This is a genomic window from Ruegeria sp. HKCCA5763 (assembly GCF_013034545.1).
GTDB lineage: Bacteria > Pseudomonadota > Alphaproteobacteria > Rhodobacterales > Rhodobacteraceae > Ruegeria.
The window spans coordinates 14,859-37,406 of sequence record NZ_WQGF01000012.1 but is presented as its reverse complement, the minus strand read 5'-3'; the positions used below and the strand labels follow the sequence as shown (position 1 = coordinate 37,406).

General features: G+C 57.0%; 23 protein-coding genes. 9 read left to right on the top strand and 14 right to left on the bottom strand.

Annotation, left to right across the window (positions count from 1 at the left end; genetic code table 11):
• Positions 1–42 precede the first annotated feature (42 nt).
• The 3 genes from GOV89_RS18290 to dgcN all read right to left on the bottom strand — a co-directional run bounded on the left by GOV89_RS18290 (position 43) and on the right by dgcN (position 2,955).
• Positions 43–903 carry a D-amino-acid transaminase gene (locus GOV89_RS18290; protein ID WP_171180929.1) on the bottom strand — a complete coding sequence of 287 codons (861 nt, stop codon included), beginning with the start codon at positions 901–903 and terminating at the stop codon, positions 43–45.
• Positions 904–913: 10 nt separating this feature from the next.
• Positions 914–1,879: an N-acetyl-D-Glu racemase DgcA gene (gene dgcA, locus GOV89_RS18285; RefSeq protein ID WP_171238785.1), complete on the bottom strand. Its 966-nt coding sequence runs from the start codon at positions 1,877–1,879 to the stop codon at positions 914–916.
• 74 nt (positions 1,880–1,953) lie between these two features.
• On the bottom strand, positions 1,954–2,955 hold the full coding sequence (gene dgcN, locus GOV89_RS18280; RefSeq protein ID WP_171180932.1) for an N-acetyltransferase DgcN: 1,002 nt from the start codon (positions 2,953–2,955) through the stop codon (positions 1,954–1,956).
• A 295-nt stretch (positions 2,956–3,250) separates the two neighbouring features.
• Between dgcN and GOV89_RS18275 the strand changes: the two genes are divergently transcribed.
• A complete protein-coding gene (locus tag GOV89_RS18275; protein WP_171180934.1) occupies positions 3,251–4,213 on the top strand; it encodes an L-malyl-CoA/beta-methylmalyl-CoA lyase in 963 nt (320 codons plus the stop codon).
• 42 nt (positions 4,214–4,255) lie between these two features.
• Here GOV89_RS18275 and GOV89_RS18270 read toward each other — a convergent pair whose 3' ends face one another.
• Both GOV89_RS18270 and GOV89_RS18265 read right to left on the bottom strand, forming a co-directional pair.
• Entirely contained in the window at positions 4,256–4,834 is a 579-nt protein-coding gene (locus GOV89_RS18270; protein ID WP_171180936.1) for a PA14 domain-containing protein, read from the bottom strand.
• Positions 4,835–4,953: 119 nt separating this feature from the next.
• Positions 4,954–5,406, bottom strand: coding sequence for an Lrp/AsnC family transcriptional regulator (locus GOV89_RS18265; RefSeq protein WP_171180938.1), 453 nt, complete (start codon positions 5,404–5,406; stop codon positions 4,954–4,956).
• Positions 5,407–5,479: 73 nt separating this feature from the next.
• Between GOV89_RS18265 and GOV89_RS18260 the strand changes: the two genes are divergently transcribed.
• Positions 5,480–6,076, top strand: coding sequence for a LysE family translocator (locus GOV89_RS18260; protein ID WP_171180940.1), 597 nt, complete (start codon positions 5,480–5,482; stop codon positions 6,074–6,076).
• Between the two features lie 81 nt (positions 6,077–6,157).
• A complete protein-coding gene (locus tag GOV89_RS18255; RefSeq protein ID WP_171180942.1) occupies positions 6,158–7,672 on the top strand; it encodes a malonyl-CoA synthase in 1,515 nt (504 codons plus the stop codon).
• Between the two features lie 12 nt (positions 7,673–7,684).
• Here GOV89_RS18255 and GOV89_RS18250 read toward each other — a convergent pair whose 3' ends face one another.
• From GOV89_RS18250 to GOV89_RS18240, 3 genes are read right to left on the bottom strand one after another with little or no spacing between them, the layout of a single operon-like run.
• Positions 7,685–8,482: an iron chelate uptake ABC transporter family permease subunit gene (locus tag GOV89_RS18250; protein WP_171180944.1), complete on the bottom strand. Its 798-nt coding sequence runs from the start codon at positions 8,480–8,482 to the stop codon at positions 7,685–7,687.
• A complete protein-coding gene (locus tag GOV89_RS18245) occupies positions 8,482–9,234 on the bottom strand; it encodes a metal ABC transporter ATP-binding protein (RefSeq protein ID WP_171180946.1) in 753 nt (250 codons plus the stop codon). Before GOV89_RS18245 ends, GOV89_RS18250 begins: the two co-directional genes overlap by 1 nt.
• Before the next feature lie 2 nt (positions 9,235–9,236).
• Positions 9,237–9,749, bottom strand: a complete 513-nt coding sequence (locus tag GOV89_RS18240; RefSeq protein WP_171180948.1) for a Fur family transcriptional regulator — start codon at positions 9,747–9,749, stop codon at positions 9,237–9,239.
• A 57-nt stretch (positions 9,750–9,806) separates the two neighbouring features.
• Between GOV89_RS18240 and GOV89_RS18235 the strand changes: the two genes are divergently transcribed.
• Positions 9,807–10,958, top strand: a complete 1,152-nt coding sequence (locus tag GOV89_RS18235) for a zinc ABC transporter substrate-binding protein (protein ID WP_171238784.1) — start codon at positions 9,807–9,809, stop codon at positions 10,956–10,958.
• Positions 10,959–11,135: 177 nt separating this feature from the next.
• Here GOV89_RS18235 and GOV89_RS18230 read toward each other — a convergent pair whose 3' ends face one another.
• From GOV89_RS18230 to GOV89_RS18210, 5 genes are read right to left on the bottom strand one after another with little or no spacing between them, the layout of a single operon-like run.
• Positions 11,136–12,143: an Ldh family oxidoreductase gene (locus tag GOV89_RS18230; RefSeq protein ID WP_171180958.1), complete on the bottom strand. Its 1,008-nt coding sequence runs from the start codon at positions 12,141–12,143 to the stop codon at positions 11,136–11,138.
• Between the two features lie 12 nt (positions 12,144–12,155).
• Positions 12,156–12,785, bottom strand: coding sequence for a DUF3726 domain-containing protein (locus GOV89_RS18225; protein WP_171180960.1), 630 nt, complete (start codon positions 12,783–12,785; stop codon positions 12,156–12,158).
• On the bottom strand, positions 12,782–14,470 hold the full coding sequence (locus tag GOV89_RS18220) for a hypothetical protein (protein WP_171180962.1): 1,689 nt from the start codon (positions 14,468–14,470) through the stop codon (positions 12,782–12,784). Before GOV89_RS18220 ends, GOV89_RS18225 begins: the two co-directional genes overlap by 4 nt.
• A gap of 4 nt (positions 14,471–14,474) precedes the next feature.
• Entirely contained in the window at positions 14,475–15,449 is a 975-nt protein-coding gene (locus GOV89_RS18215) for a membrane dipeptidase (protein ID WP_254451549.1), read from the bottom strand.
• Positions 15,449–16,927, bottom strand: a complete 1,479-nt coding sequence (locus GOV89_RS18210) for an aldehyde dehydrogenase family protein (protein WP_171238783.1) — start codon at positions 16,925–16,927, stop codon at positions 15,449–15,451. Before GOV89_RS18210 ends, GOV89_RS18215 begins: the two co-directional genes overlap by 1 nt.
• A 66-nt stretch (positions 16,928–16,993) precedes the next feature.
• Here GOV89_RS18210 and GOV89_RS18205 point away from each other — a divergent pair, with 66 nt between their 5' ends.
• A complete protein-coding gene (locus GOV89_RS18205) occupies positions 16,994–17,866 on the top strand; it encodes a LysR family transcriptional regulator (RefSeq protein WP_171180966.1) in 873 nt (290 codons plus the stop codon).
• Positions 17,867–17,892: 26 nt separating this feature from the next.
• Here the strand turns inward: GOV89_RS18205 and GOV89_RS18200 are convergent, their stop codons facing one another.
• Positions 17,893–18,795, bottom strand: a complete 903-nt coding sequence (locus GOV89_RS18200; protein WP_171236222.1) for a LysR substrate-binding domain-containing protein — start codon at positions 18,793–18,795, stop codon at positions 17,893–17,895.
• 134 nt (positions 18,796–18,929) lie between these two features.
• On the opposite strand from GOV89_RS18200, the gene GOV89_RS18195 reads away from it, so the two are divergent.
• From GOV89_RS18195 to GOV89_RS18180, 4 genes are read left to right on the top strand one after another with little or no spacing between them, the layout of a single operon-like run.
• A complete protein-coding gene (locus GOV89_RS18195) occupies positions 18,930–20,018 on the top strand; it encodes an aromatic ring-hydroxylating dioxygenase subunit alpha (protein ID WP_171180970.1) in 1,089 nt (362 codons plus the stop codon).
• On the top strand, positions 20,018–20,746 hold the full coding sequence (locus GOV89_RS18190; protein ID WP_171238782.1) for a class II aldolase/adducin family protein: 729 nt from the start codon (positions 20,018–20,020) through the stop codon (positions 20,744–20,746). Before GOV89_RS18195 ends, GOV89_RS18190 begins: the two co-directional genes overlap by 1 nt.
• Positions 20,743–21,390, top strand: coding sequence for an enoyl-CoA hydratase/isomerase family protein (locus tag GOV89_RS18185; RefSeq protein WP_171238781.1), 648 nt, complete (start codon positions 20,743–20,745; stop codon positions 21,388–21,390). Before GOV89_RS18190 ends, GOV89_RS18185 begins: the two co-directional genes overlap by 4 nt.
• Positions 21,387–22,538, top strand: coding sequence for a CaiB/BaiF CoA-transferase family protein (locus GOV89_RS18180; protein WP_171238780.1), 1,152 nt, complete (start codon positions 21,387–21,389; stop codon positions 22,536–22,538). The genes GOV89_RS18185 and GOV89_RS18180 overlap by 4 nt, the downstream gene beginning before the upstream one ends.
• The last annotated feature ends 10 nt before the right edge of the window (positions 22,539–22,548 follow it).

Genomic DNA, 22,548 nt, shown 5'->3' with positions numbered 1-22,548 from the left:
GTCCAAAATGAACAAGGCCCGCCAAATCGGCGGGCCTTTTCTTTAGATCGCCGCCTTGCGACTTTCATCCAGATAAATTTCGCGCAGACGTTTGGCAATCGGCCCCGGTGTGCCGTCGCCTAGCACGACTCCGTCAATCTCGACCACCGGCATGACAAAGGCGCTGGCCGAGGTTGTGAACGCCTCATCCGCTTCTTTGGCCTCATCAATGGTGAACAGACGCTCTTCGATTTCCATTTGCGCTTCGGCCGCCATGCGCAGCACAGCCTTACGTGTTATCCCATGCAGGATGTCGTTCGACAGCGGGCGGGTGACAATCTTGCCGCTCTTGACGAAATAGGCGTTGTTGCTGGTGCCTTCCGTCACGTATCCGTCTTCGATCAACCAGGCATCATCACAACCCGCTTTCTTGGCCATCATCTTGCCCATCGACGGATAGAGCAGCTGAACGGTTTTGATATCGCGACGGCCCCAGCGAATGTCGTCGATCGAGATGATTTTGGCGCCTTTCTTCGACGCCGGGCTGTCAGCCAAACCCGGCTTGTTCTGTGTAAACAGAACAAGGCTGGGATTGGTATCTGCCGATGGGAACACAAAATCACGGTCGCCATCGCTGCCGCGCGACACCTGCAGATACACCAGGCCTTCTTCGATGCCATTTAATTCCACCAGCTTGCGGTGTATCTCAAGCAATTCGTCTTTGGTGCAAGGCTCGGCCATCTCCAACTCGTCCAGCGAGCGCTTCAGGCGAACCGCGTGGCCTTCGAAATCGATCAGCTTGCCGTCCAAAATGCTGGTGACTTCGTAAACCGCGTCTGCAAACAGAAAGCCACGGTCAAAGATCGACACCTTGGCTTCGGTCTCGGGCAGGTATTCGCCATTTACGTAAACGGTTCGGGTCATGTTTGTCTCCTCAGCCCCAGAGCGCGGACACCGAAGGGTGCACTCCGGCGTCGTCAAAAATCAGCGGGGTGTCGCGGTCTTCGGCCAACAGAAGCGGGCCGTCAAGGTCTGTCACCATCGCACCCTGCGCCAGCAGTGTCGCAGGAGCCATGGCAAGCGAGCTTCCGACCATGCAACCCACCATGATGTCATAGCCTTGGGCAATCGCGGCTTTGCGCAATTCCAGCGCCTCGGTCAGACCGCCGGTTTTGTCGAGCTTGATGTTGATGACATCATATTTGCCCTTCAGCTTAGGCAGGCTGTTGCGGTCATGGCAGGATTCGTCTGCACAGACCGGTACCGGACGATCCATTCCGATCAGCGCATCGTCGTCTCCGGCCGGCAGGGGCTGTTCAACCAGTGCCACTCCCAGACGCACCAGATGCGGGGCGAGGTCGGCATAAACCTCAGCCGACCAGCCTTCGTTCGCATCTACGATGATCTTGGATTTAGGCGTCCCTGCACGCACGGCTTCAAGCCGGGGCATGTCGTCAGGTGTACCCAGTTTGATCTTCAGCAACGGGCGATGCGCGTTATCGGCAGCCTGTGCCCGCATCGCTTCGGGCGTATCCAGCGACAACGTGTAGGCGGTAATCTCAGGCCCCGGAACCGGCAGACCTGCCAGTTCCCAAACCCGTTTACCGGCGCGTTTGCACTCCAAATCCCACAAGGCGCAATCCACGGCATTTCGCGCAGCGCCAGCGGGCAGCAAGTCCATCAGCGACTGTCGGGTAAATTCCGCAGGCAACCCTGCAATCTCGGCCTCAACAGACTCGAGCGTTTCGTCGTAGCGCGCATAGGGGACACATTCGCCCCAACCCTGATAGGTTCCATCTGATATGCGAACCGTCAGAACTTTTGCTTCGGTCCGCGACCCGCGCGAAATGGTAAACACCTGCGCCAGTCGAAACACATCGCGAGAGACCTCTATCTGCACGCAACCGCTCCTTCATTTCTTTTCTAATGCTCTTACCGGAGGCGGATGACCCCACCTCCGGCATGTTGTTCAGCTCACATCGCTGCCAGCGCGTCCACCAGCTTGCCGGACCCGAAGCGGAACGGGTCGGTTGCAGGCAAGCCCATGTCGGCTTCGATCTTGGCCAGATAGGCAACCGCGTCTTCTTCGGACATATGCTGGGTGTTAACCGAAACGCCGACAACCTGACAATCAGGGTTCGCCACTTTGGCCAGTGCCAGCGCGGTGTCGCGCAGGGTTTCCAGTGACGGTTGCTGATAGGTGGGCAGACCGCGCATGTGTTCGCGGGTCGGTTCGTGACTCAGGATCAGGGCGTCTGGCTGGCCACCATGGATCAACGCCATTGTCACACCGGAATAGGACACGTGGAACAAAGAGCCCTGCCCTTCGATCAGGTCCCAGTGGTCCTCATCATTGTCGGGCGTCAGCCACTCGATTGAGCCCGCCATGAAGTCCGCAATGACCGCGTCAAGCGGCACACCATCGCCGGTGATCAGGATGCCAGTCTGACCGGTCGCCCGGAATGTCGACTTCATACCGCGCTTGCGCATTTCAGCATCGATCGCCATGGCTGTGTACATCTTGCCGACAGAACAGTCGGTACCCACAGCCAGGCAACGCTTACCCTTACGCTTGATCCCGTTGGCAATCGGGTATTCGATTTCGGGCACACGCACGTCGTGCAGCTTTTGACCAGTTGCTTCGGCTACGGCCACCAGATCGGGTTCGTCGCGCAACAGATTGTGCAGGCCAGAGGCAAGGTCAAATCCTTCCTCAAGCGCCATAACCAGAACCTTCTTCCATTCTTGGCTGATAACGCCGCCACGGTTGGCCACGCCAATAACCAGCGTCTTGGCGCCGGCTTCTTTCGCCTCGGTCAAGGTCATATCTGTCAGGCCCAGATCAGCCTTGCAGCCGTCCATGCGATACTGGCCGACGGCGTTTTCTGGACGCCAGTCCTTGATGCCCACAGCCACTTTGGCCGCCAATTGGTCGGGCGCATCGCCCAAAAACAGCAGGTACGGTGTCTCGATCATTGCGGTCACTCCTTTGATTCCGGCTTAAGCTAGAGAAACGGCAAAACGAGCGTTTCGCGTTTTGATCCGCTTGATACGACTAAGGCGCGATATTCTTGCACAAGTTTACTTTGATGCGCAAAAATATTCGAAGTTTTCAAAATGATTAAACTTTAATCACCTTTTCGCAGTTATCCAATACCTCCATTCTGCAGCCGCATTGCCGCAGATGCATAATCGCCCTTGCGCCACGCCGCGCAATTTAATACCTCATTGAGCAGGAAAATCGCAATTTCATTACTCGCACGAGGTCTCGATGAGCTTTCGCATCCAACCTGCCGCACCGGCACGCCCCAACCGTTGTCAGCTGTTTGGCCCCGGGTCGAACACCAAACTGTTCCCTAAGATGGCAGCGTCGGCTGCGGATGTGATCAACCTGGATCTAGAGGACTCGGTTGCGCCTTCGGACAAGGATGCGGCACGCGCCAACGTCATTGAGGCGCTGAACACAGTCGACTGGGGTACCAAATACATGTCCGTCCGGATCAACGGGCTGGACACGCCCTACTGGTACCGTGACGTTGTCGACGTGTTGGAGCAGGCAGGCGACCGTCTGGATCAGATCATGATCCCCAAAGTCGGATGTGCGGCGGATGTCTATGCGGTCGATGCGCTGGTCACAGCGATCGAGCGTGCCAAGGGCCGTACCAAACAAATCAGCTTCGAGGTTATCATCGAGTCTTCTGCTGGTATCGCGCATGTTGAAGAAATTGCAGCCTCATCCCCCCGCCTGCAGGCCATGAGCCTTGGGGCCGCCGATTTCGCAGCCTCGATGGGAATGCAGACCACCGGCATCGGCGGCACGCAAGAAAACTACTACATGCTGCGTGAAGGCGAGAAACACTGGTCTGATCCATGGCACTGGGCGCAAGCTGCCATCGTGGCCGCCTGCCGCACCCATGGCGTGTTGCCGGTGGATGGGCCTTTCGGCGATTTCAGCGATGACGAAGGCTATATCGCGCAGGCTAAACGTTCAGCGACTTTGGGTATGGTTGGGAAATGGGCGATCCATCCCAAGCAGATCGCATTGGCCAATCAGGTCTTCACCCCATCTGACGAAGCCGTTTCCGAGGCCCGCGAAATTCTTGCCGCGATGGAACAGGCCAAGGCAAATGGCGAAGGCGCGACTGTCTATAAGGGGCGCTTGGTCGACATCGCCTCAATCAAGCAGGCGGAAGTCATTGTGGCGCAGGCCGAACTGATTGCGGCAGGCAGTTAAGTCAAAAAAGGGCGCTCAATCGAGCGCCCTTTTTGTGTTATTTCAACGACCAAAAACCTCGTTCGGTGTCCATGTGAAGCGTTCACCCTTCTTTCCTGACTTCATCATCAGGCACGATGTTCCCAGTTTTTGGAAATAGACGATCTTTAATGGATACCAGCCCGCTTTGGGTACTTCTACTTCGGTGCGTTGATTGGCTTCACAGCCCTGAATGCTTGTAACACGGCCAATCTGTTGGCCGCCAACCCAAGCCTCGATCCCGTCATTTGACCAAGTTTCCAACTCGTAAACCCCAGGCGAGTCGAACCGCATATACCCCGTCACCTCGGCGGCAACATTGTAGGCTTGGTCGAAGGTCATGACGTCCTCGCCCTTGCTGGTGTCCCGGTAATCCAACCCACGCAACGGTTTTCCCGGCTTCGCCTGAGACAGCAAGCTTTTGGCCTGGCTCAGATCGCGGATCTTTTTGTGTTGGTTGCCAGTACCATAGTATTTCACATTCAGCCCCGCTTTCGGAGCAGGTTGCGGGCTGGCAGGTTGCAGTTTCAGCGGGGCAGTCAAAGCAGCCCCGGCAACAAGCGACATGGCTACTGCGGTCGCCACTGTTCGAACGAGTTTCATCGTAATCTCCCTGTTTGCGCGCCGTTTTGGCTGGGCCTATCCCCTGGCAACGTCATTACCATGACACTAGGCTGTGAATTTTTACCCTGCAAGAGAGTGAAACTTCACAATTTCAAGGGTTATGCCCTCAAATCCTTGGGTGATCCCATAACCACATACGACGTGATCGACGTAACATGGGGCAGCGTTCCCAACACCTCGGTATGAAAAGTCTTGTAGGACGGCAGGTCGGCGCATTCGACCCGAAGTAGGTATTCGATAGTGCCAGTGATGTTGTGGCATTCGACAACCTCGGGGGCTTGTTGCAAGGCGCGTTCAAACCCCTCCTGCGCGGCTTTTGTGTGTTCACCCAAGCCAACACCGATGTAAGCAACAAAGCCCACACCCATGGCGGCAGGGTCCAGAACGGCGCGATAGCCGGTGATCACCCCAGCCTTTTCAAGCTCTTGAACACGACGCAAGCAAGCCGAGGGAGACAGGCCGATCCGTTCCGCCAGTTCCAGGTTGCTGATGCGCCCGTCGCGCGTTAGTTCACGCAATATCTGGCGGTTAATTTGATCATTCTTCATCATAAGTTGTGTAATTACCGGAAACACGCACAAATAAGCAATTTCATTTTCATGAGCACGATCAATACTACGCGCTATGACCTATGACATCCTTATGGCCCTGATCGTCTTTGCCTTTGTGACCTCGATCACGCCGGGACCCAACAATCTGATGCTGATGGCATCTGGCGCGAACTTCGGTTTTCGACGCTCGATCCCGCATATGCTGGGCATTGGCCTGGGGTTCACGGTCATGGTGCTGCTGGTTGGTGCAGGGTTGGTGCAGGTGTTCGACAGATACCCTATCAGCCACACCGCGTTGAAGATCGTTTCAGTCGTCTATCTTCTGTATCTGGCGTGGAAGATTGCCCATGCCGCGCCAGCCAAGGGATCAGAGGCGTCGGGCATCCCGATGACATTTCTGCAAGCTGCCGCCTTTCAATGGGTGAACCCCAAGGCCTGGGCCATGGCCCTGACGGCCACGACTGCATACGCCCCCAATCAGACGTTGCACGCGATCCTGCTGGTGGCCCTTGTCTTTGGCGCGGTCAATCTGCCCTCGGTCAGCACCTGGACGGTCCTTGGTCAGCAGATGGCACGCCTGCTGACAAATCCGCGCAGGCTGGTTGCTTTCAACTGGACGATGGCCGCGCTGCTTATTGCCTCGCTCTACCCTGTGCTTTGGCCACACTGAGTGATGATGACAAGCATTGGCACTTAGGCTATTCCGCATGGCATCTGACACGCGACGCGGCATGCAAGAAAGGTACCCCTGATGGCCAACCCACTTTACGATGGTTTGTTCGGCGTTCACGCAGGAAAAGACACAACTTTTTTGTATTTGCCTGATGGTAAAACCCTCAGCTATCAAGCGTTTTTGCACACCGCGGCTCAGATCGCCCATGTGACCGTTAAGCTGGGCCTGAAACCCGGTGATCGTGTCGCCGCACAGATTGAAAAATCACCCGAGGCGCTGGCGCTTTTTGCGGCCTGCGCGCAAGCGGGCCTTGTGTTTCTGCCGCTCAACACCGCCTATACTGCGGACGAGCTGACCTATTTCATCGAAAACAGCGGTGCGTCGCTAGTTGTTTGTGACAGCGGCGCCCTAGACAACCTTTCGCCTATTGCAGCCCGACTTGACGCACAGATCGAAACCCTGAACGCCGATGGCTCGGGTTCTCTTTTAGATCAGACAGCAGGGCTGCCCGCGCATTTCGAAACCGTTGACCGGGACGAAGAGGATTTGGCCGCCTTCCTCTATACCTCTGGCACCACCGGTCGATCCAAAGGCGCGATGCTGTCCCAGAACAACTTGCTATCCAACGCACAGACATTGGTTGACGAGTGGCGCTTTACTTCTGACGACGTGCTGCTGCACGCCTTACCGATCTTTCACACACATGGGCTGTTTGTGGCGACCAACGTCATGTTGGCGGTAGGTGGCAGCATGATCTGGCTGCCCAAATTCGATCTGGACCAGATCATCGACTGGATGCCGCGCGCCACGTCGATGATGGGCGTTCCAACTTTCTACACCCGCCTGCTGGGAGACACGCGTTTCACCAAGGACCTGTCGGCCCATATGCGGTTGTTCGTGTCCGGCTCGGCGCCTTTGCTGGCAGACACCCATGTGCAGTTCGAGGATCGTACCGGCCACCGTATCCTGGAACGCTATGGCATGACCGAAACCAATATGAACACGTCAAACCCCTATGACGGCGAACGGCGCGCAGGAACCGTTGGCTTCCCGTTGCCCGGGGTCGAGCTCAAGGTCTGCGACACCGATGGCAACACCCTTCCGCAAGGAGAAATCGGTGTCCTAGAGGTACGCGGCCCCAACGTCTTCAAGGGCTATTGGCAGATGCCCGAGAAGACCGCTGCGGAACTGCGCTCAGATGGATTCTTTATCACCGGTGATCTGGGCCGTGTTGATGAGGACGGATACGTTCACATCGTTGGCCGCAACAAAGACCTGATCATCTCGGGCGGGTACAACATTTACCCCAAAGAGATCGAACTGGTTTTGGACGACCAACCCGGTGTGCTGGAAAGCGCGGTGATCGGTGTGCCGCACCCGGACTTCGGCGAAACCGTCCTGGGCGTGATCGTGGCCGAGCCCGGTGCGAGCCCCGATTTGGATCAGATACAGACCTCAGTGTGCAAAAGCCTGGCCCGGTTTAAGCATCCCCGCGAACTGATCCTGATGGACGAACTGCCCCGCAACACCATGGGCAAAGTTCAGAAAAACATCCTGCGTGATCAGTACAAGGACATGTTCACAAACGCCTAAGGCCGAGCGTCTTTACACCCTGCCTTGGGATTTCCATCCAAGGATGCTGAGGCAGGCAAACAAAACTGCCGCCACACAGACAATCGATGGCCCCGCCGGGGTGTCGAAAACGTAAGCTGCTCTCAGCCCAGCAACGGCTGAAAACGCGCCGATCCCGGCGGCAATCAGGGCCATGGACTCGGGTGAACGCGCCAAGTTGCGGGACGCTGCGGCCGGAATGATCAGCATGGCCGCAATCAGCAGAACGCCCACAACCTTGATCGCCACCGCCACGGTGACAGCTAGGGACAGTGTCAGGATCAACTGCTCTCGCTTAGGATCAAAGCCACTGGCATAAGCCAGTTCTTCGTTCAGAGTGGCCGTCAACAGCTGCGACCAGCGCCAGGTGATTAGCGCGACAACCAACGCCGCACCGCCCCAGATCACGATGAGGTCCGAGCGCGATACGGCCAGAATATCCCCGAACAGGTAAGCCATAAGATCAATGCGTACACCGGACAGGAATGAAACGGCGACCAAGCCAAACGCCAGGGCAGAATGCGCCAGGACTCCCAAAAGCGTATCCATCGCATAGCCACGACCAGCCAAAAGGGTCACGGTCAGCGCCATCATCAGTGCCACGGCCAGCGCACCAGTGAAGATTGACATTTGAAAGGTCAGAGACAGCGCCACACCCAGAATTGCGGCATGTGCGGTTGCATCTCCGAAATACGCCATGCGCCGCCACACGACGAAACACCCAAGAGGGGCCGCTGCAAATGCCACACCAACACCGGCGAGCGTCGCGCGGGTCATAAAATCATCAAGCATTATTCCGCCGCTTCTTTAGGGGGGTGGTCATGATCATGTTCATGATCGTGATGGTGGTCATGCTCATGGCGATACAGCGCCAACGCCCCACCGGTGCCTGTACCAAACAACGCACGGTATTCCGGCGCCGACGCAACAACCGCCGGAGAGCCTTCGCAACAGACATGCCCGTTGAGGCATATCACCCTGTCCGAGGCGCTCATGACCACGTGCAATTCATGGCTGATCATCAGGATGGCACATCCGGTTTCACGGCGCACCGCCTCAATCTGCTGATAGAAGCTGGCTGACCCGCGTTGGTCCAGACCCTGGGTCGCCTCGTCCAGCAACAGAATGTCCGGACGGTTGATCAACGCCCGCGCCAGCAGCACCCTTTGGAACTGTCCACCGGACAACTGCGACATCTGGCGGTGCAAAAGATCCGGCACGCCCGCAGTTTCGAGCGCCAAACCGCATTGCGTGCGAGACACGCGGTCGGTCAGGCGCATGAACCGTTCAACGGAAATGGGCAATGTCGGGTCGACATGCAATTTCTGCGGCACATATCCGATTTTCAACCCTGGCTTCAGGGACACTTGCCCAGAAGACGGACGCGTCGCACCGATAATGGCACGCAGCAAGCTGGTTTTTCCCGATCCGTTGGGACCAACGATGGTGACGATTTCACCCGGTTCGACGGCCATGTCCACACGACTCAGCACGGTATGCGCGCCATAGCGCACGCTGAGGTTCTCAACAGTGATAAGGGCCATCTTTACGCCTTTTCGGTGCAGTCAGGGCAGAGACCTTCGGCTTCTACAACCGTTCGTTCGATCTCGAAACCCGCTGCGCGCGCTGCAGCACCCAGAACACCCTTGGCGGGGGCTGATTGCGCTTCGGCCACTGCATCACACTTTCTACAGATCATGAACGCCGGAGAATGCGACTGCCCCGGATGCGAGCACGCCACAAACGCATTCAACCGCTCGATCTTGTGGACAAATCCGTTCTGCACCAGAAAATCCAACGCGCGATAGGCAACGGGCGGCTGCGAACCAAATCCTTCGGCGCGCAACCGATCCAGAATTGCGTAAGCCCCAAGCGCACGGTGTTCTTGCAGCAGCATCTCAAGCACCTTGCGGCGCACTGGTGTAAGACGCAGCCCTTCGGTGCTGCATCGAGCTTCGACCGAGGCCAAGGCTGTTTCGACGCAGGTTTGATGGTCATGTTCCAGAAACCCTACCGGAGCCGAGTCCTTGACCGGCGCAGGGCGCGCATCACTTGTCATGTTATTTCATATCATGTATTGCCACTCGCAACGTTATAAAATCACACAGAGGGTCTGATGTCCAGAAAGCTTCTTCCATTGTCGATCACGGCTGCATTGATGGGTGGAACAGCCCTTGCGGACGCGCCATACGTTGCGGTTGATATTGCACCAATCCATTCGCTGGTCGCCCGCGTCATGGACGGTGTCGGAACCCCGGACCTGATCGTTGCACCAGGTGCTTCGCCGCATGAATACAACCTCCGCCCTTCCGAGGCCGCAGCGCTGCAAGAGGCCGATCTGGTGTTCTGGATGGGCGAAGATCTGACGCCATGGATGGAGAATGCGATCGATACGCTGGCTGAAGGCGCAACCGTTACATCCATGCTGGAGGCCGACGGTACCGTTCTTCTTGAATTCCGCGAAAACGCTTTGTTCGAAGCGCATGATCACGGCGACGAAGATGACCACGACGACCACGCCGAAGACAAGGATCACGACGATCACGACCATGACGATCACGCCAAAGAAGATGGGCACGATCATGAGGATCATGACGGACATGACGAGCACGATCATGACGATCATGCCAAAGATGACGACCATGATCACGAAGAACATGCGGACCACGATGGGCATGACGAGCACGACCACGAAGATCACGCCAAGGATGACCATGATGATCACGACGACCATGGCCACGAAGGGCACGACCATGGTGACCATGATCCACATGCCTGGCTTTCACCGGCAAACGCAGAAACCTGGCTGAATGTGATCGCGGCGCAGCTGTCTGCGGCGGACCCTGAAAATGCTGGCACCTATTTTGCCAACGCCGCCGCCGCGCGCGAGGAAATGGCTGCACTGTCTGCTGAAGTGGCCGAAACGCTGGACCCTGTACGGGGCGGCAGCTTCATCGTGTTCCACGACGCCTATCAGTATTTTGAAGACGCCTTCGACTTCCCCGCCTCTGGCGCAATCTCACTCAGCGATGCGTCCGACCCCAGCCCAGCACGCATTGCGGAAGTTCAAGGACGTATCCGCGATGAAAGTATCGACTGCGTTTTGGCAGAACCCCAGTTCGATCCGGGGATCGTTGAAAGCGTTATGGGTGGCGTCGAGGCCAAAACCAGCGTGATGGACCCCCTTGGATCCGATCTTCAGCCAGGCGCGGATCTTTATCCTAACGTCATTCGCAACCTTGCGAAATCCTTGGCCGAGTGCCTTTGACTCTATTGCTACAGCCCGACCATGGTCGGGCTCCTTGCAGCCCGGGGTAATGCGTTCAACGAGTGGTCCTGTTACGTGACTGCTTCGCCCCGGGCGCTCAGCCTTGCGGGTCCACCTCTGGTACGAAATCGACCCATTATTTCATCTGTGGCAGTCTGAAACCTGTTCAAACGCGCATCACAGAAAACCCGCGATCTTGTCGAGCGTCGCGCGACTGACCGCGACCCCCGACTGCCGAGATGACAGGCGCTTGGTACGGCGGCCGTCTCCGGGCAGATGCGCAGCCTCCTGCGCACGGATCGCCCCGACCAGTTCGGCAACACCGGTCTCAAACACACCCGACGCCGTTATCGTGGGATCAATCGCGATGAAGAATTGACCTGTCTTCGGAGGGCCGCCCACAGTTCCGGAAAACGGGGACGCGTTGATGCCCAAACTGGCCCCCGTCAGCGCTGCGGCCATGAGCTCTACCATGAGCGCGACGCCGACGCCTTTATATCCACCTGACGGTGCCATAGAGCCCTTCAGACCAACTTCAGGATCGGTTGTTGGGTTGCCATCCGCATCCAACGCCCACCCAACCGGGATTGGTTTGCCTTCGCGCGCATGTTTCATCACTTCGCTTTTGGCTATGGTACTGGCGCTCTGATCGATCAGCAGGGCGGGTTCGCCATCGGGGCCGGGCGCGGCAATGGAAAACGGATTGGTTCCAACCACAGGCTTCGACCCACCGGAAGGCGCGATCGAAGCGGGGGCGTTGGTGAACCCCAGTCCCACCAGCCCGGCCTGGGCCAAACGATAAGTGTGGTAGCCCAAAACGCCACAGTTATAGCTGTTTTTTATGGCCAGCACCGCGACGCCCTGTTCTCGGGCCGCCGGGATCAGGGTCTCGAACCCTGTGTCAATGGCCGAATGCGCAAAGCCGGTTGCGGCGTCAACCGCCACAACACCGGGTTTGGGGCGTGATAGAACGGGAACCGCTAAACCATCGACCTTGCCGCATTGCACATGCTCGCAATAGATCGGGATATAGGCGAGCCCGTGACTTGCAACGCCATCGGCTTCGGTTGCCGCTGTGGCCTGCGCCAGCGGGCGGGCATTTTCTTCGGATGTGCCAGCCGCAACGAGCGCACGGAAAGACAGGTCTTCGATCTCAGCAAGGGTCAGGGTTTGTGTATCGGTCACTTTGGCGTCTCTTCAATCATTGTCAGAAAGCCCGGACCCTGCACCCAGCAGGCGGGATTCCTCGGTTGCGGGGGCATAGGTGCGGTGGGCATAGCGGTTCAGCATGTCCCAATCCTGCGGGTCAGGATAGGCGCGTGTCTCTTGTTCACGTGTTGCGGTCGGTGCACCGCCTCGGGAAACCACGACCGTGTGGGCCGTTTTTGGCAAACTGTCCGGGGCCATGAGCCAATCCTCGCCCACGACATTCTGAACCGTGTCGATCTCAATCGTCAGCGCTTCGTTCAATTTACGCGCGGCGTGGCGCGCAAACGGCAGCATCAAGGCGGGCACTGCGACGTTCCGCATCTCGATTGGACTCGTTTTCAGCAAGTGGGCCGCATCAGACAACAAAGGCCCCGCAGACAAGGGGCACAACGCCTCTTCGCCCTGCCAGAGACGATCAATCTGCCCAGGGCGATGCGTCGCCGGGTCCGAAGCCAGCCCCTGCTCCAACAACGAGGACAAAATCCCGGCCCCATCCAGCCCCTGCGCGCACAGCCAGCGGGCCGCCTTCGACGCCTCCTCGGCCTGGCCCCAGGAATAGCCCGCGCCACGGGTGGCCCGTTTTGCGGTTGCTTCCATCTCGTTGAGCGAAAAATTCATGTTGGTTCCTGCGGGTAGACCCAAAGATCCGCGTTTTCAGAAGTCAGCTCCTCCGGGTACGGCGCACCGGAATACATGCAGATTCGCACCCATCGATCCGAACGGGGGTCAAAATGGGTTGCTCCAAAGAAAGACAGCTTTGCCCGCAGCATGTCGATAGGCAGCACCTTTGACCCAATCGTGTTATCCCGGATTTCACCATAGGGTGCGGATGGGGTCATTTGTACGCGCCGGATGGTGTGGCGATGTTCCGGGTGACGCAACAGAAATTCGGCCACGGGCTTGGTGTCTTCCCACCCGCCCAGCGCGTCATAGACAGCCGCTGCATCCCGCGCCGGAGCCAGAGGTTGTTCATAGTCAGAAATCGGTTCATCAAACCGTTCCCCCATGCGGGGTTCCAGCTTTTCTTCAGAAACATACCACGCCCGCGCGCAATTCTCGCGGACGTCCCAATCCAGATCCAAAGCCCAGGCATATGTTTCCCGGATCAGATCACGAACTGTCCCGATGGACATGGTTCCATCAATTACAAACGCCTGCGAACGGGTGTCTGCCATGCACGAGGCCAGCCCGTCCACCAAATCGCTATAAGGCTCCAGGATCAGCGACGCCAGCAACTCCTGACCTTCCTCGCTCAACGCGGTTTCTGACCAGTCCACCAGTCGATTCCACGGTCGATCTGCGGTCAAATTATCTTGGCGCAGATACTCGGAGATCAACAACAGGTCAGCCTTCAATGCCTCGAGCTTTTTGACCTGTATCGGATGTTCAGACCGCCACCACGAAACCGACAGTCGGCTGCGTTCGAAAACATCGCGGAACCGTGCGATCTCGGCTTCGCTGGCCACGTCCACAGACCGAACCCGCGCAATCGCTTCTTCCCGTACCATGATCCAGTTGTTGAACAGAACAGGGTGGTTGACGATAAACGGCGCCATGCCAAGCCCGGTAGAGTTACCAATCCCCAGCCAGCGGGAAATTTCTGGGTCCAAAGTTGCAGCCTGATCGCCGCCTTGGACGTTCGCCATGTGTTGCACCAGATCCCGCACAAACGCCCGGGTCAGAAAGACCGATAGCATCTCGACCTGAAACGGGGCCTGCGTCTCGGGCCGGTCGGCAACTTTTTCCCGATCCGCCGCGCCAAATTTGCCCGAGCCATATACAGCAGTTGTCCGCATCAGGTACCCAACCTGATAGATCTGCTCTACATCCGGCTGCTGGCCTGCGGCCAAGGATTTCACAACATGGTCCCAAAGGCGGACCGAGCGATTGGCACGAGACAAGGACAGCTCGCTCTCGCTCACCCGCCCGGCCTCTTGCAGGGGTACGTTTTGGGAAAGGCGGTCGATGTCGGCCTCGGTCGGGATGCCGTCGAACAAAGCAAAGGTGGCATCCCACGCTTCGGCAATCACACGATCCGAGCGTTGCTCCGGCGGCAAGTCATGAGCAAAGGCCACCAGCGAATATGTCCGATCCGGCCCTTGAGCGGTATAGACCGCCCGACCAACACCATTGGCGTCAATGTCGAAGAGAGGCCGTGTGAACGACCAGTTTTCCCGTGCCATCCGGCGGGTCAATTGCCGCATGAAACTCAGTCGACACTGATGCAAAGAACCCAACCGCGACAGCCGCATAACTGTGGCCGGGTCTCGTCTTTCGATCTGTGTCTGCGTCTGAGCGTCCATTCAACTACCCCTGAGCACCGAAATTCTCGGCAAAGAACCTGTACCAGTTTTCACCCATGATACCGGCCACTTCTTCATCGTTCAGACCGGTCGCACGCAACCCGGATTCGATGTTTCCAAAATCCCGATTGTCCTGAAACCAAGACGGCATCGGGGGGAATCCGGGGTTACTTGCCGACCCCTCACCATAATCGATCTGCTTCGACCAACGACCGACCCGCATCCATTCGACAACGCTGTCGGGCTGATCCTGGCACAGATCCGTTCCGATCCCGAGATGTTCCGCTCCGTATTTCTCAGCCTTCCGCGCAATCATCTCGCAGAAGCTTTCAAGGGTGCAGTCCGACTTGTCCTTCAGATGATGAGGATAGACCGAAAACCCCAACATCCCACCGTTTTCAGTCACCGCACGGATCACTTCGTCTCGCTTGTTGCGCAGGGCCGGGGCCCAATCAAACGGGTTAGCGTGAGTGATCGCAATCGGACGCTCGGACAGCTCGGCCGCCTCGATCGTGGACCGGTCGGCTGAATGGCTCATGTCAACGACAAGCCCGACCCGGTTCATCTCTTTGATCACCTGACGCCCCATGCGGGTGATCCCGGTGTCTTCGGCTTCGTAGCAGCCTGTCGCCAACAGCGATTGGTTGTTGTAGGTCAGCTGCATAAATCGCGCGCCCAATGTATGCACGATTTCGACCAAGCCGATGTCGTCTTCGATGGGCGATGGGTTCTGAAACCCAAAGAAAACTGCTGTGCGCCCGGTTTCCCGCGCCGTGTCAATGTCGCTGGCCCATTGACCCTTCATGATCAGGTCCGGGTATTGTTCGAACCAGCGGTTCCACTTTTCAAAGTTCAGAACGGTTTCACGGAAATTTTCATGATAGGCGATGGTGACGTGGATCGCGTCCACGCCCCCTTCGCGCAATTGCCGAAAGATCTTTTCGGACCAGTTGGCGTATTGCAGCCCATCGATCCGCATCAGATCGGCTTTCCGGCGCTGATATATGCAGTTTTGACCGTCGTGTAGAATTCGGCCGCCGCCTTGCCCTGTTCACGTGGGCCATAAGAGCTGTCACCACGCCCGCCAAAGGGTACATGATAATCCGTGCCCGCTGTGGGCAGGTTCACCGTCACAACCCCGGTGCGCGCATTGCGCCGGAAATGTGTGGCGCGGGCCAGATTTTGCGTGACGATGCCCGAGGTCAGACCGAAATTGGTATCGTTGACCGTGGCCAAGGCCTCATCATAGCTGTCGACCTTGATGACCGAGGTCAGCGGCGCGAACATCTCTTCCCGGTTGATGCGCATGTCGTTGGTGGTGTTCAGGAACACGCCGGGGCTCATGTAATACCCATCATGCGGCATGTCCAAACGCTGCCCGCCGCAGGCCAGTTCAGCGCCTTCGGATCTACCCAGATCAACATAGGCCAGGTTCTCGGCCAGTTGCTGCGCGCTGACGACAGGGCCCATCTGAGTCCCCTCTTCCAGCGCGTGACCGACTTTCATCGCCTGAGCACCCGATACCAGTTTCTCGACAAACGCGTCATGCACAGCGGCATGAACCACGAGCCGCGATGAGGCGGTACATTTCTGACCGGTTCCTCCAAACGCGCCGCCCAATGCCAGCGAAACGGCAAGGTCGAGATCGGCGTCGTCCATCACGGCCAGCGCATTTTTCGATCCCATCTCCGTCTGAACCTTGGTCAGGTTCTGGATGGCCGCTGCTGCAATGCCCTTGCCCACCGGCACCGATCCGGTGAACGAGATGGCGTTGACCTTCGGGCTTTCCACCAGCCGTTGCCCAATGGACCGACCCGAGCCCATGACAAGACTGAACAGGCCCTTGGGAATATCCTGACGGTTGATGATCTCGGTCAGGGCCACGGCAGAGGCAGGCGTGATGTTGGCGGGTTTCCAGACTACCGCATTGCCATAGCAGAGCGCCGGGGCAATCTTCCACGAAGCCGTCGCGGTCGGGAAGTTCCACGGGCTGATAACGGCGACCACGCCAACCGCCTCGCGGCGCACGTCAATCTCGATATCAGGACGTACGGAATCTGCGTTCTCACCGATCTGACGCAGGCATTCAGCTGCGTAATAGGTAAAGAACTGACCGGCGCGATAGACCTCGCCCTTCCCTTCTGCAAAGGGTTTACCTTCTTCGCGGCTGAGCAAGGTGCCCAGCTCTTCGGCACGGGCCATCAGCTCGTTGCCGATGTTCATCAGCACCGCCTGCTTGCGTTCGAGCCCGTAGGCCGCCCATTCGGCTTGCGCGACACGCGCCTGGTCCAGAGTCACGTCCAGCTGATCCGCACTGGCTTGTGCGAAATGGCCAACAAGGTCGCTCAGGTCTGAAGGATTGCGGTTTTCGATCTCGCTTTCGCCGGCAAGCCATTCGCCAGCAATCAGGTTCAGGTTGGTCACGGTTCGCCCCAAAAAAAATAGAAGTTGGGGCATAATGGACTTCTCACACAATATCAGTCAAATTCAATATAATTGACCAAACTTCAGGAATTTTGAAATTTGACACTAAAAATCGAAATGCTGCGTTGTTTTTGCACGGTCGCGCAAACGGGCAACTTGTCGGAAGCAGCCGACCGGTTGGGGCGCACACAATCTGCTGTCTCGATGACATTGAAACAACTTGAGGACCACTTGGGAAAAAAGCTGTTTGTTGGCGAGCGTAAGAACCACCTATCTGCATTGGGCGAGCAAGTGTTTGAGTTGTCTCTTAAACAAGTCCGCCAGTTTGACCAAACGGTGCAGTCGATCGAAGCTGCTGCTCATGCCGCCAATGGATTGATCCGAATTGCGTCCGTCCCTTCGGTCGCCGCGTTGGTGTTCCCGTCCGTGCTCGAACACATGACACACCGTTTCCCAGGCGTGAAAGTCGAACTAATGGACGCTGATACGCGACAGGTTTTGGATGCGCTTGCCGAGGGCAAAGCTGATATTGGCATAGCGTCAGGCTTTCACCCCGTTAAAGGGGTTAAAGCGCACCTCTTTTTCGAAGATCAGTTCGGTCTTGTCTGCGCCGCTGATCATCCGTTCAACAAAAAGGCGGTTCCGCCCAGTGTAAATGATGTGGTCACACCTTCATTTGTGCGAAACGCCTTGTGCGACCTCATCGAGACGCCTGAGTTCGTTAAGGCGGTTGAAGAGGCGAATGTCACCATTCACAATACGCAGTCCCTGATAACAATGGTTGGAACGGGCAAGTGGGTTACCATCCTTCCGCAAACCGTTGCTCGTATTATCCCTGAAAGCATGGCCTTTCGCACATTGTCCGATCTACCCGACAGGCGACAGGTCTATTTGTATGTGAAGGAAAGGCCTCGGTTCAAAGCCTTGGCAGATGAATGCAGCGCATTCATTCTTGCCAGCAAGCTGACCTGAGGCCCCCCTTTCAATCGCAGCATCTGTTAGCGGTTGTCCCGACCTGCTTCTTGCAAAATCCAATCCCGAAATGCCCTGAGTTGCGGCTGTTTTATCGCGTCAGATGGGTAAACAAGATGGTAGGATCTGGAAGGTGCAAAGTCTTTGGCAAACGGCCGTATCAACTGGCCGGATTGTAATTCAGCCTCGATCAACGGCAGTAACCCAAGGGAAACACCCTGTCCCGACAACACCGCTCGGAGCAGAACACTCGAATCGTCTATAATCACACCGGGAAGGTGGTCGCCGGTTTCCACCCCGTGTGCATCGAACCACTCCAGCCAGTCGACTTGATCCTTCCAGTGCAACAGAGGTAGGCGCAACAAGTTTGCAGGTTCGGTAGGATGGCCCCCCTCTGCGATCAGAGATGGGCTGATGACGGGCGACGTTGGGAAACGCAGCAGCGCCTCTGACGTCAATCCCGGCCAATCTCCGTCCCCCCAGGCCAGCATCATATCGGTCTGACCATCCGAAAACTCCACACCACCCGGGGAATACTGAAGATGCAGGCCTGTTTCCGGGAAACGTTGCCAAAAGCTGAACAGGCGGCGGGACAACCATTGCGACCCAATCAGCGCGCCGACGCCAACCGTTATTGACGATCTATTAGCGGTCTGGCGCGCGTCCTGCACGGCCCGGTCAAGCCGCGCGAACACCGCCTCGCACGCTTCGGAAAACTGCTGCCCTGCTTCGTTCAAAGCAACCGACTGCGCATGGCGTTCAAACAGGGGGCAGCCCAGATGAGCCTCGAGCGATTTGATCTGTGAACTCACGGCTGTGGGCGTCACACCAAGTTCAGTTGCGGCGCGTTTAAAGTTTCCATACCGCGCGGCAATCCAAAAGACACGAACTGCCCCGAGCGGTGGAACGTCACTGCCGCTTTGCCTCATGAGACCAACTTTAAGTTATCCTAGATATAAAGATTCTATATCTGTGCAAAGCTGCCAGTGCAATGCAGGCTAATGCTGAACAACATCCCCGCGATGCAGCACCACTTTGGCAAACCCACCAGAAGAGACCCCAGATGCCACGAGATTTGCCTTTGCAGGCCAAATATTACACTCAGCCGGACTGGTTCGAGGTCGATAAAGAGAAAATCTTCTTCCGAAGCTGGCAATGCGTTTGTCATGTGTCCGAAGTTGCGGAGCCGGGCGATTTCAAGACATTCACCATCGTTGATGAGGATGTCTTTGTCATTCGCGCACAGGATGGTGGCATCAATGCGTATTACAATATCTGCCGCCACCGCGGTCATCCGCTGGTCGAAGGGTCAGGCAAGGGCAAAAGGGTGTTGGTCTGCCCTTATCATGCGTGGACTTATGAAATTAACGGCCGACTGCGCCGCGCGCCGGGTTCTGCGGAAAGCGATGGGTTGACCTGTGACCAGATCAACCTGCGCACTATTCAGGTCGAGGAGTTCTGTGGCTTTGTCTTTGTGAACCTAGACGAAAACGCTGAGCCTATGGGGCCCGGGCTTGAGGAATACCGCGACAACATCCTCAGCTTTCATTCCGACCCAACAAAGCTGAAATTTGTCTGCGAAACTGAAATCGAACATGACAGCAACTGGAAGCTTTCGGTCGAAAACTACAACGAGTGCTACCATTGCCCGACAGTGCATGCGAGCTCGCTGACCCATGGCGTTCTTGAGATGGACGGATACACAACGGTCCCGCACGGGAAGACAATCTGGCATGATGGCAAGGCGCAGACAAAGAACGAAAAGCAGTATGATTATGATCTGAACGCCGGCCCACGCGCAGGTGATTACGGTGCCTACTGGATCTTTCCCAATGTGTCGATGTGCTGTTACCCCGGAGGGTACTTTACGATCCGTCAGTTTTTGCCTGTGGCATGGAACAAGACGATCTATCGGTATCGGTGGTTCTCAAGCGGAGGCATTTCGGATGAAGATGTGATTGAACTGATGCACAAGCACAAGGAAACAACCGGGGCCGAAGACGAAGTTGTTGTCTCCAAGATCCAGAAAGGCATGCAAAGCCGCGCGTTCGAACCGGGGCCTTATGTCATCGGTGACGGCTCTGGTGCGATGAGTGAGGTCGGGCTGCGCCATTTCCACAATTTGTACCGCGAAGCGTTGGGAGAGGCTTGATGAGTGACGTAATCCGTCAGGACTTGGCCGCGCTTTACCGCCTTGCTCATTACTATGGCTGGACCGACCTGACATCGACCCACATTTCAGCGCGTCTTCCAGAGGACCCTGATCATTACCTGTTGAACTCACACGATTTGATGTTCGACGAAATCACGGCTTCGAACCTGACCCGTATGTCTTTCGACGGGCAGGCCGTGGATGACGGGCCGGGCAGCGGTAAGATCGTCAATTTGGCCGGGCACATCATCCATTCGGGCATTCTGTCGGCTCGGCCTGACGTGAATTACGTGATCCACAGCCACACGCGCGCTGGCGTTGCCGTGTCGGCCATGCCCGAAGGGTTGTTGGCTTTGTCCCAACACGCGGGATTTGTACTGGGTACGTTGTCGAGCCATCCCTATCAGGACTCCACAGCGGTTGAGAACGAAGGTACCCTGTTGGCGCGCGACCTTGGTAGCAATTTTGCCATGCTGTTGCAGAACCACGGGCTGTTGGTGGTCGGACGCACGGCGGCAGAGGCCTTTATTTATCACTACTACCTTGAGATGGCCTGCAAAATTCAGGTCGATATTCTGAGTTCAACGGACAAGCCGATCACGATCACAGACGATGCAATGGATGCCTTGCACGACTGGGGGGCGCCGCAAAACGGACCACATGGGGGCGTCCAGTGGCCAGCGCTGATGCGTATGCTGGATCGAAGCGTGCCGGAGTTCCGGTCATGAGTGACAATGACCTGATCATGGCCCAACGCGAAGGTGCCTGTCTGACTGTCACGATCAACAGGCCAGCAAAGGCCAACTCGCTGACACCTCAGATGCTGGTCTCTCTGCGTGACGTTTTCCTTGAAGCCGGCAGTGACACAGCGCTGCGGGCTGTGATCATTACCGGCGCATGCGGGCGTGTTTTCTGCGCTGGCGCGGATCTAAACACACTTTCCATCGACGTGAACGGCCCAGACCCCTGGGACGAAATGGCCGAAGCGCTCAGAGCCATCCCGGTACTGACTCTGGCTGCCATTAATGGGCCTTGCATCGGCGGGGGGATGACACTGGCCCTTTCCTGCGACATCCGGGTTTGTGTGCCCGAAGCACGGTTTTCCTACCCGGTGCTCAAGAACAACGTTTTACCCGGTCAATACGATGTAAACAGGATGCACGCCTTGATTGGCCCGGGTCGGAGCGCAGCAATCCTGTTGGGGGGCGATGCCGTCAGCGCAGAGGATGCAGCCATGTGGGGTCTGGTCGACCGAATGGTGACGCAAGAAGTTTTAACAGACACCTGCCAAACGTTGTGTGCACCGGCCATAGCCTCTGCCGACGGGCATCTGAAAACCCTGAAATCCATGCTCGGAAGGAGTTCCAGATGAAAGGTATCCGAATTGTCGACATGACATCCGTTTTGTCCGGGCCGTTCTGCACCTGGCTAATGGCCAGTCTGGGCGCCGACGTTATCAAGGTGGAAAACCCGACTGGTGACCTTGCCCGCACAACTCCGCCGTTCGAGAATGACATCAGCCTCTATTTTGCGTCCCTGAACCGCAACAAGCGCTCGGTCGTTCTGGACCTGAAGACTGAACAGGGCAAAGAAGCCCTGCACAAGCTGCTGGCCACAGCAGATGTGTTTGTCGAGAACATGCGGCCCGGTGTGCGCGACCGGTTGGGATGCAGCGACGCCGATCTGAAACGGATCAACCCGCGCCTGATCTCGGCCTCGATCAGCGGCTTTGGGCAAACCGGAAGCCTTTCGCACCGCCCGGCCTATGACATCGTGGTCCAAGCAATGAGCGGCATGATGAGTATTAACGGAGAGTTGGACGGAGACCCCACCCGCGTCGGCTTTTCGATTGGGGACATCTCGGCTGCGCTGTTCACCACCATCGGCATTCTGCAACGTCTGTATGCGCGCGACGCACAAGGGAGCCAAAGTACCAGTCACTTGGACGTTTCCATGCTGGCCTGTCAGTGGGTTTGCTTGGAAAATGCCTTTGCGCGTTATCTCAATGCCGGGATCGTTCCAAAACCCATCGGCTCACGCCACCCGTCGATGACACCTTTTGAACCCTATCCGACAGCGGACCGGGATATCGTCATTGGCCTGGGAAGTGACAAGGACTGGCCCCGTTTTTGCGAGGCCATAGGATACCTTGACCTGCTGGACGACCCGCGCTTTCAGGGCGATGAGGTGCGGCTGGCCAATCGCGACGCTCTGGATCAGGTGTTGGGCGCGCATCTGAAACAGCATCCGGCATCTCATTGGATACAGATTTTGATCGACAACAGCATTCCGTGCTCGATGGTCGAGAACATCCAAACGATTGCAGACGATCCTATCGCAGAAGAATACGCCGCCTTTTCCACCGTAAGCTCTGAAGGGAAGGATATGCGTTTTGCGCGCAACCCCATTGCAGATCGCGGCCTTCAGGAAAGCCCGGCACCCCGCCTTGGACAACATACGAACGAAGTTCTGTCAGAACTGGGATATGACGATGCAGCCATCGCAGTTTTGACACGCTGAACTCAAAACT

Excerpts from the sequence above, each read along its gene's own strand:
- GOV89_RS18210 (WP_171238783.1), bottom strand. The coding sequence starts at position 16,927 with ATGCCCCAACTTCTATTTTTTTTGGGGCGAACCGTGACCAACCTGAAC.
- GOV89_RS18265 (WP_171180938.1), bottom strand. The coding sequence starts at position 5,406 with ATGATGAAGAATGATCAAATTAACCGCCAGATATTGCGTGAACTAACG.
- GOV89_RS18290 (WP_171180929.1), bottom strand. The coding sequence starts at position 903 with ATGACCCGAACCGTTTACGTAAATGGCGAATACCTGCCCGAGACCGAA.
- GOV89_RS18225 (WP_171180960.1), bottom strand. The coding sequence starts at position 12,785 with ATGAATTTTTCGCTCAACGAGATGGAAGCAACCGCAAAACGGGCCACC.
- dgcN (WP_171180932.1), bottom strand. The coding sequence starts at position 2,955 with ATGATCGAGACACCGTACCTGCTGTTTTTGGGCGATGCGCCCGACCAA.
- GOV89_RS18215 (WP_254451549.1), bottom strand. The coding sequence starts at position 15,449 with ATGCGGATCGATGGGCTGCAATACGCCAACTGGTCCGAAAAGATCTTT.
- GOV89_RS18275 (WP_171180934.1), top strand. The coding sequence starts at position 3,251 with ATGAGCTTTCGCATCCAACCTGCCGCACCGGCACGCCCCAACCGTTGT.
- GOV89_RS18250 (WP_171180944.1), bottom strand. The coding sequence starts at position 8,482 with ATGCTTGATGATTTTATGACCCGCGCGACGCTCGCCGGTGTTGGTGTG.
- GOV89_RS18235 (WP_171238784.1), top strand. The coding sequence starts at position 9,807 with ATGTCCAGAAAGCTTCTTCCATTGTCGATCACGGCTGCATTGATGGGT.
- GOV89_RS18180 (WP_171238780.1), top strand. The coding sequence starts at position 21,387 with ATGAAAGGTATCCGAATTGTCGACATGACATCCGTTTTGTCCGGGCCG.
- GOV89_RS18200 (WP_171236222.1), bottom strand. The coding sequence starts at position 18,795 with ATGAGGCAAAGCGGCAGTGACGTTCCACCGCTCGGGGCAGTTCGTGTC.
- GOV89_RS18195 (WP_171180970.1), top strand. The coding sequence starts at position 18,930 with ATGCCACGAGATTTGCCTTTGCAGGCCAAATATTACACTCAGCCGGAC.
- GOV89_RS18220 (WP_171180962.1), bottom strand. The coding sequence starts at position 14,470 with ATGGACGCTCAGACGCAGACACAGATCGAAAGACGAGACCCGGCCACA.
- GOV89_RS18240 (WP_171180948.1), bottom strand. The coding sequence starts at position 9,749 with ATGACAAGTGATGCGCGCCCTGCGCCGGTCAAGGACTCGGCTCCGGTA.
- GOV89_RS18190 (WP_171238782.1), top strand. The coding sequence starts at position 20,018 with ATGAGTGACGTAATCCGTCAGGACTTGGCCGCGCTTTACCGCCTTGCT.
- GOV89_RS18185 (WP_171238781.1), top strand. The coding sequence starts at position 20,743 with ATGAGTGACAATGACCTGATCATGGCCCAACGCGAAGGTGCCTGTCTG.
- GOV89_RS18260 (WP_171180940.1), top strand. The coding sequence starts at position 5,480 with ATGACCTATGACATCCTTATGGCCCTGATCGTCTTTGCCTTTGTGACC.
- GOV89_RS18270 (WP_171180936.1), bottom strand. The coding sequence starts at position 4,834 with ATGAAACTCGTTCGAACAGTGGCGACCGCAGTAGCCATGTCGCTTGTT.
- GOV89_RS18255 (WP_171180942.1), top strand. The coding sequence starts at position 6,158 with ATGGCCAACCCACTTTACGATGGTTTGTTCGGCGTTCACGCAGGAAAA.
- GOV89_RS18245 (WP_171180946.1), bottom strand. The coding sequence starts at position 9,234 with ATGGCCCTTATCACTGTTGAGAACCTCAGCGTGCGCTATGGCGCGCAT.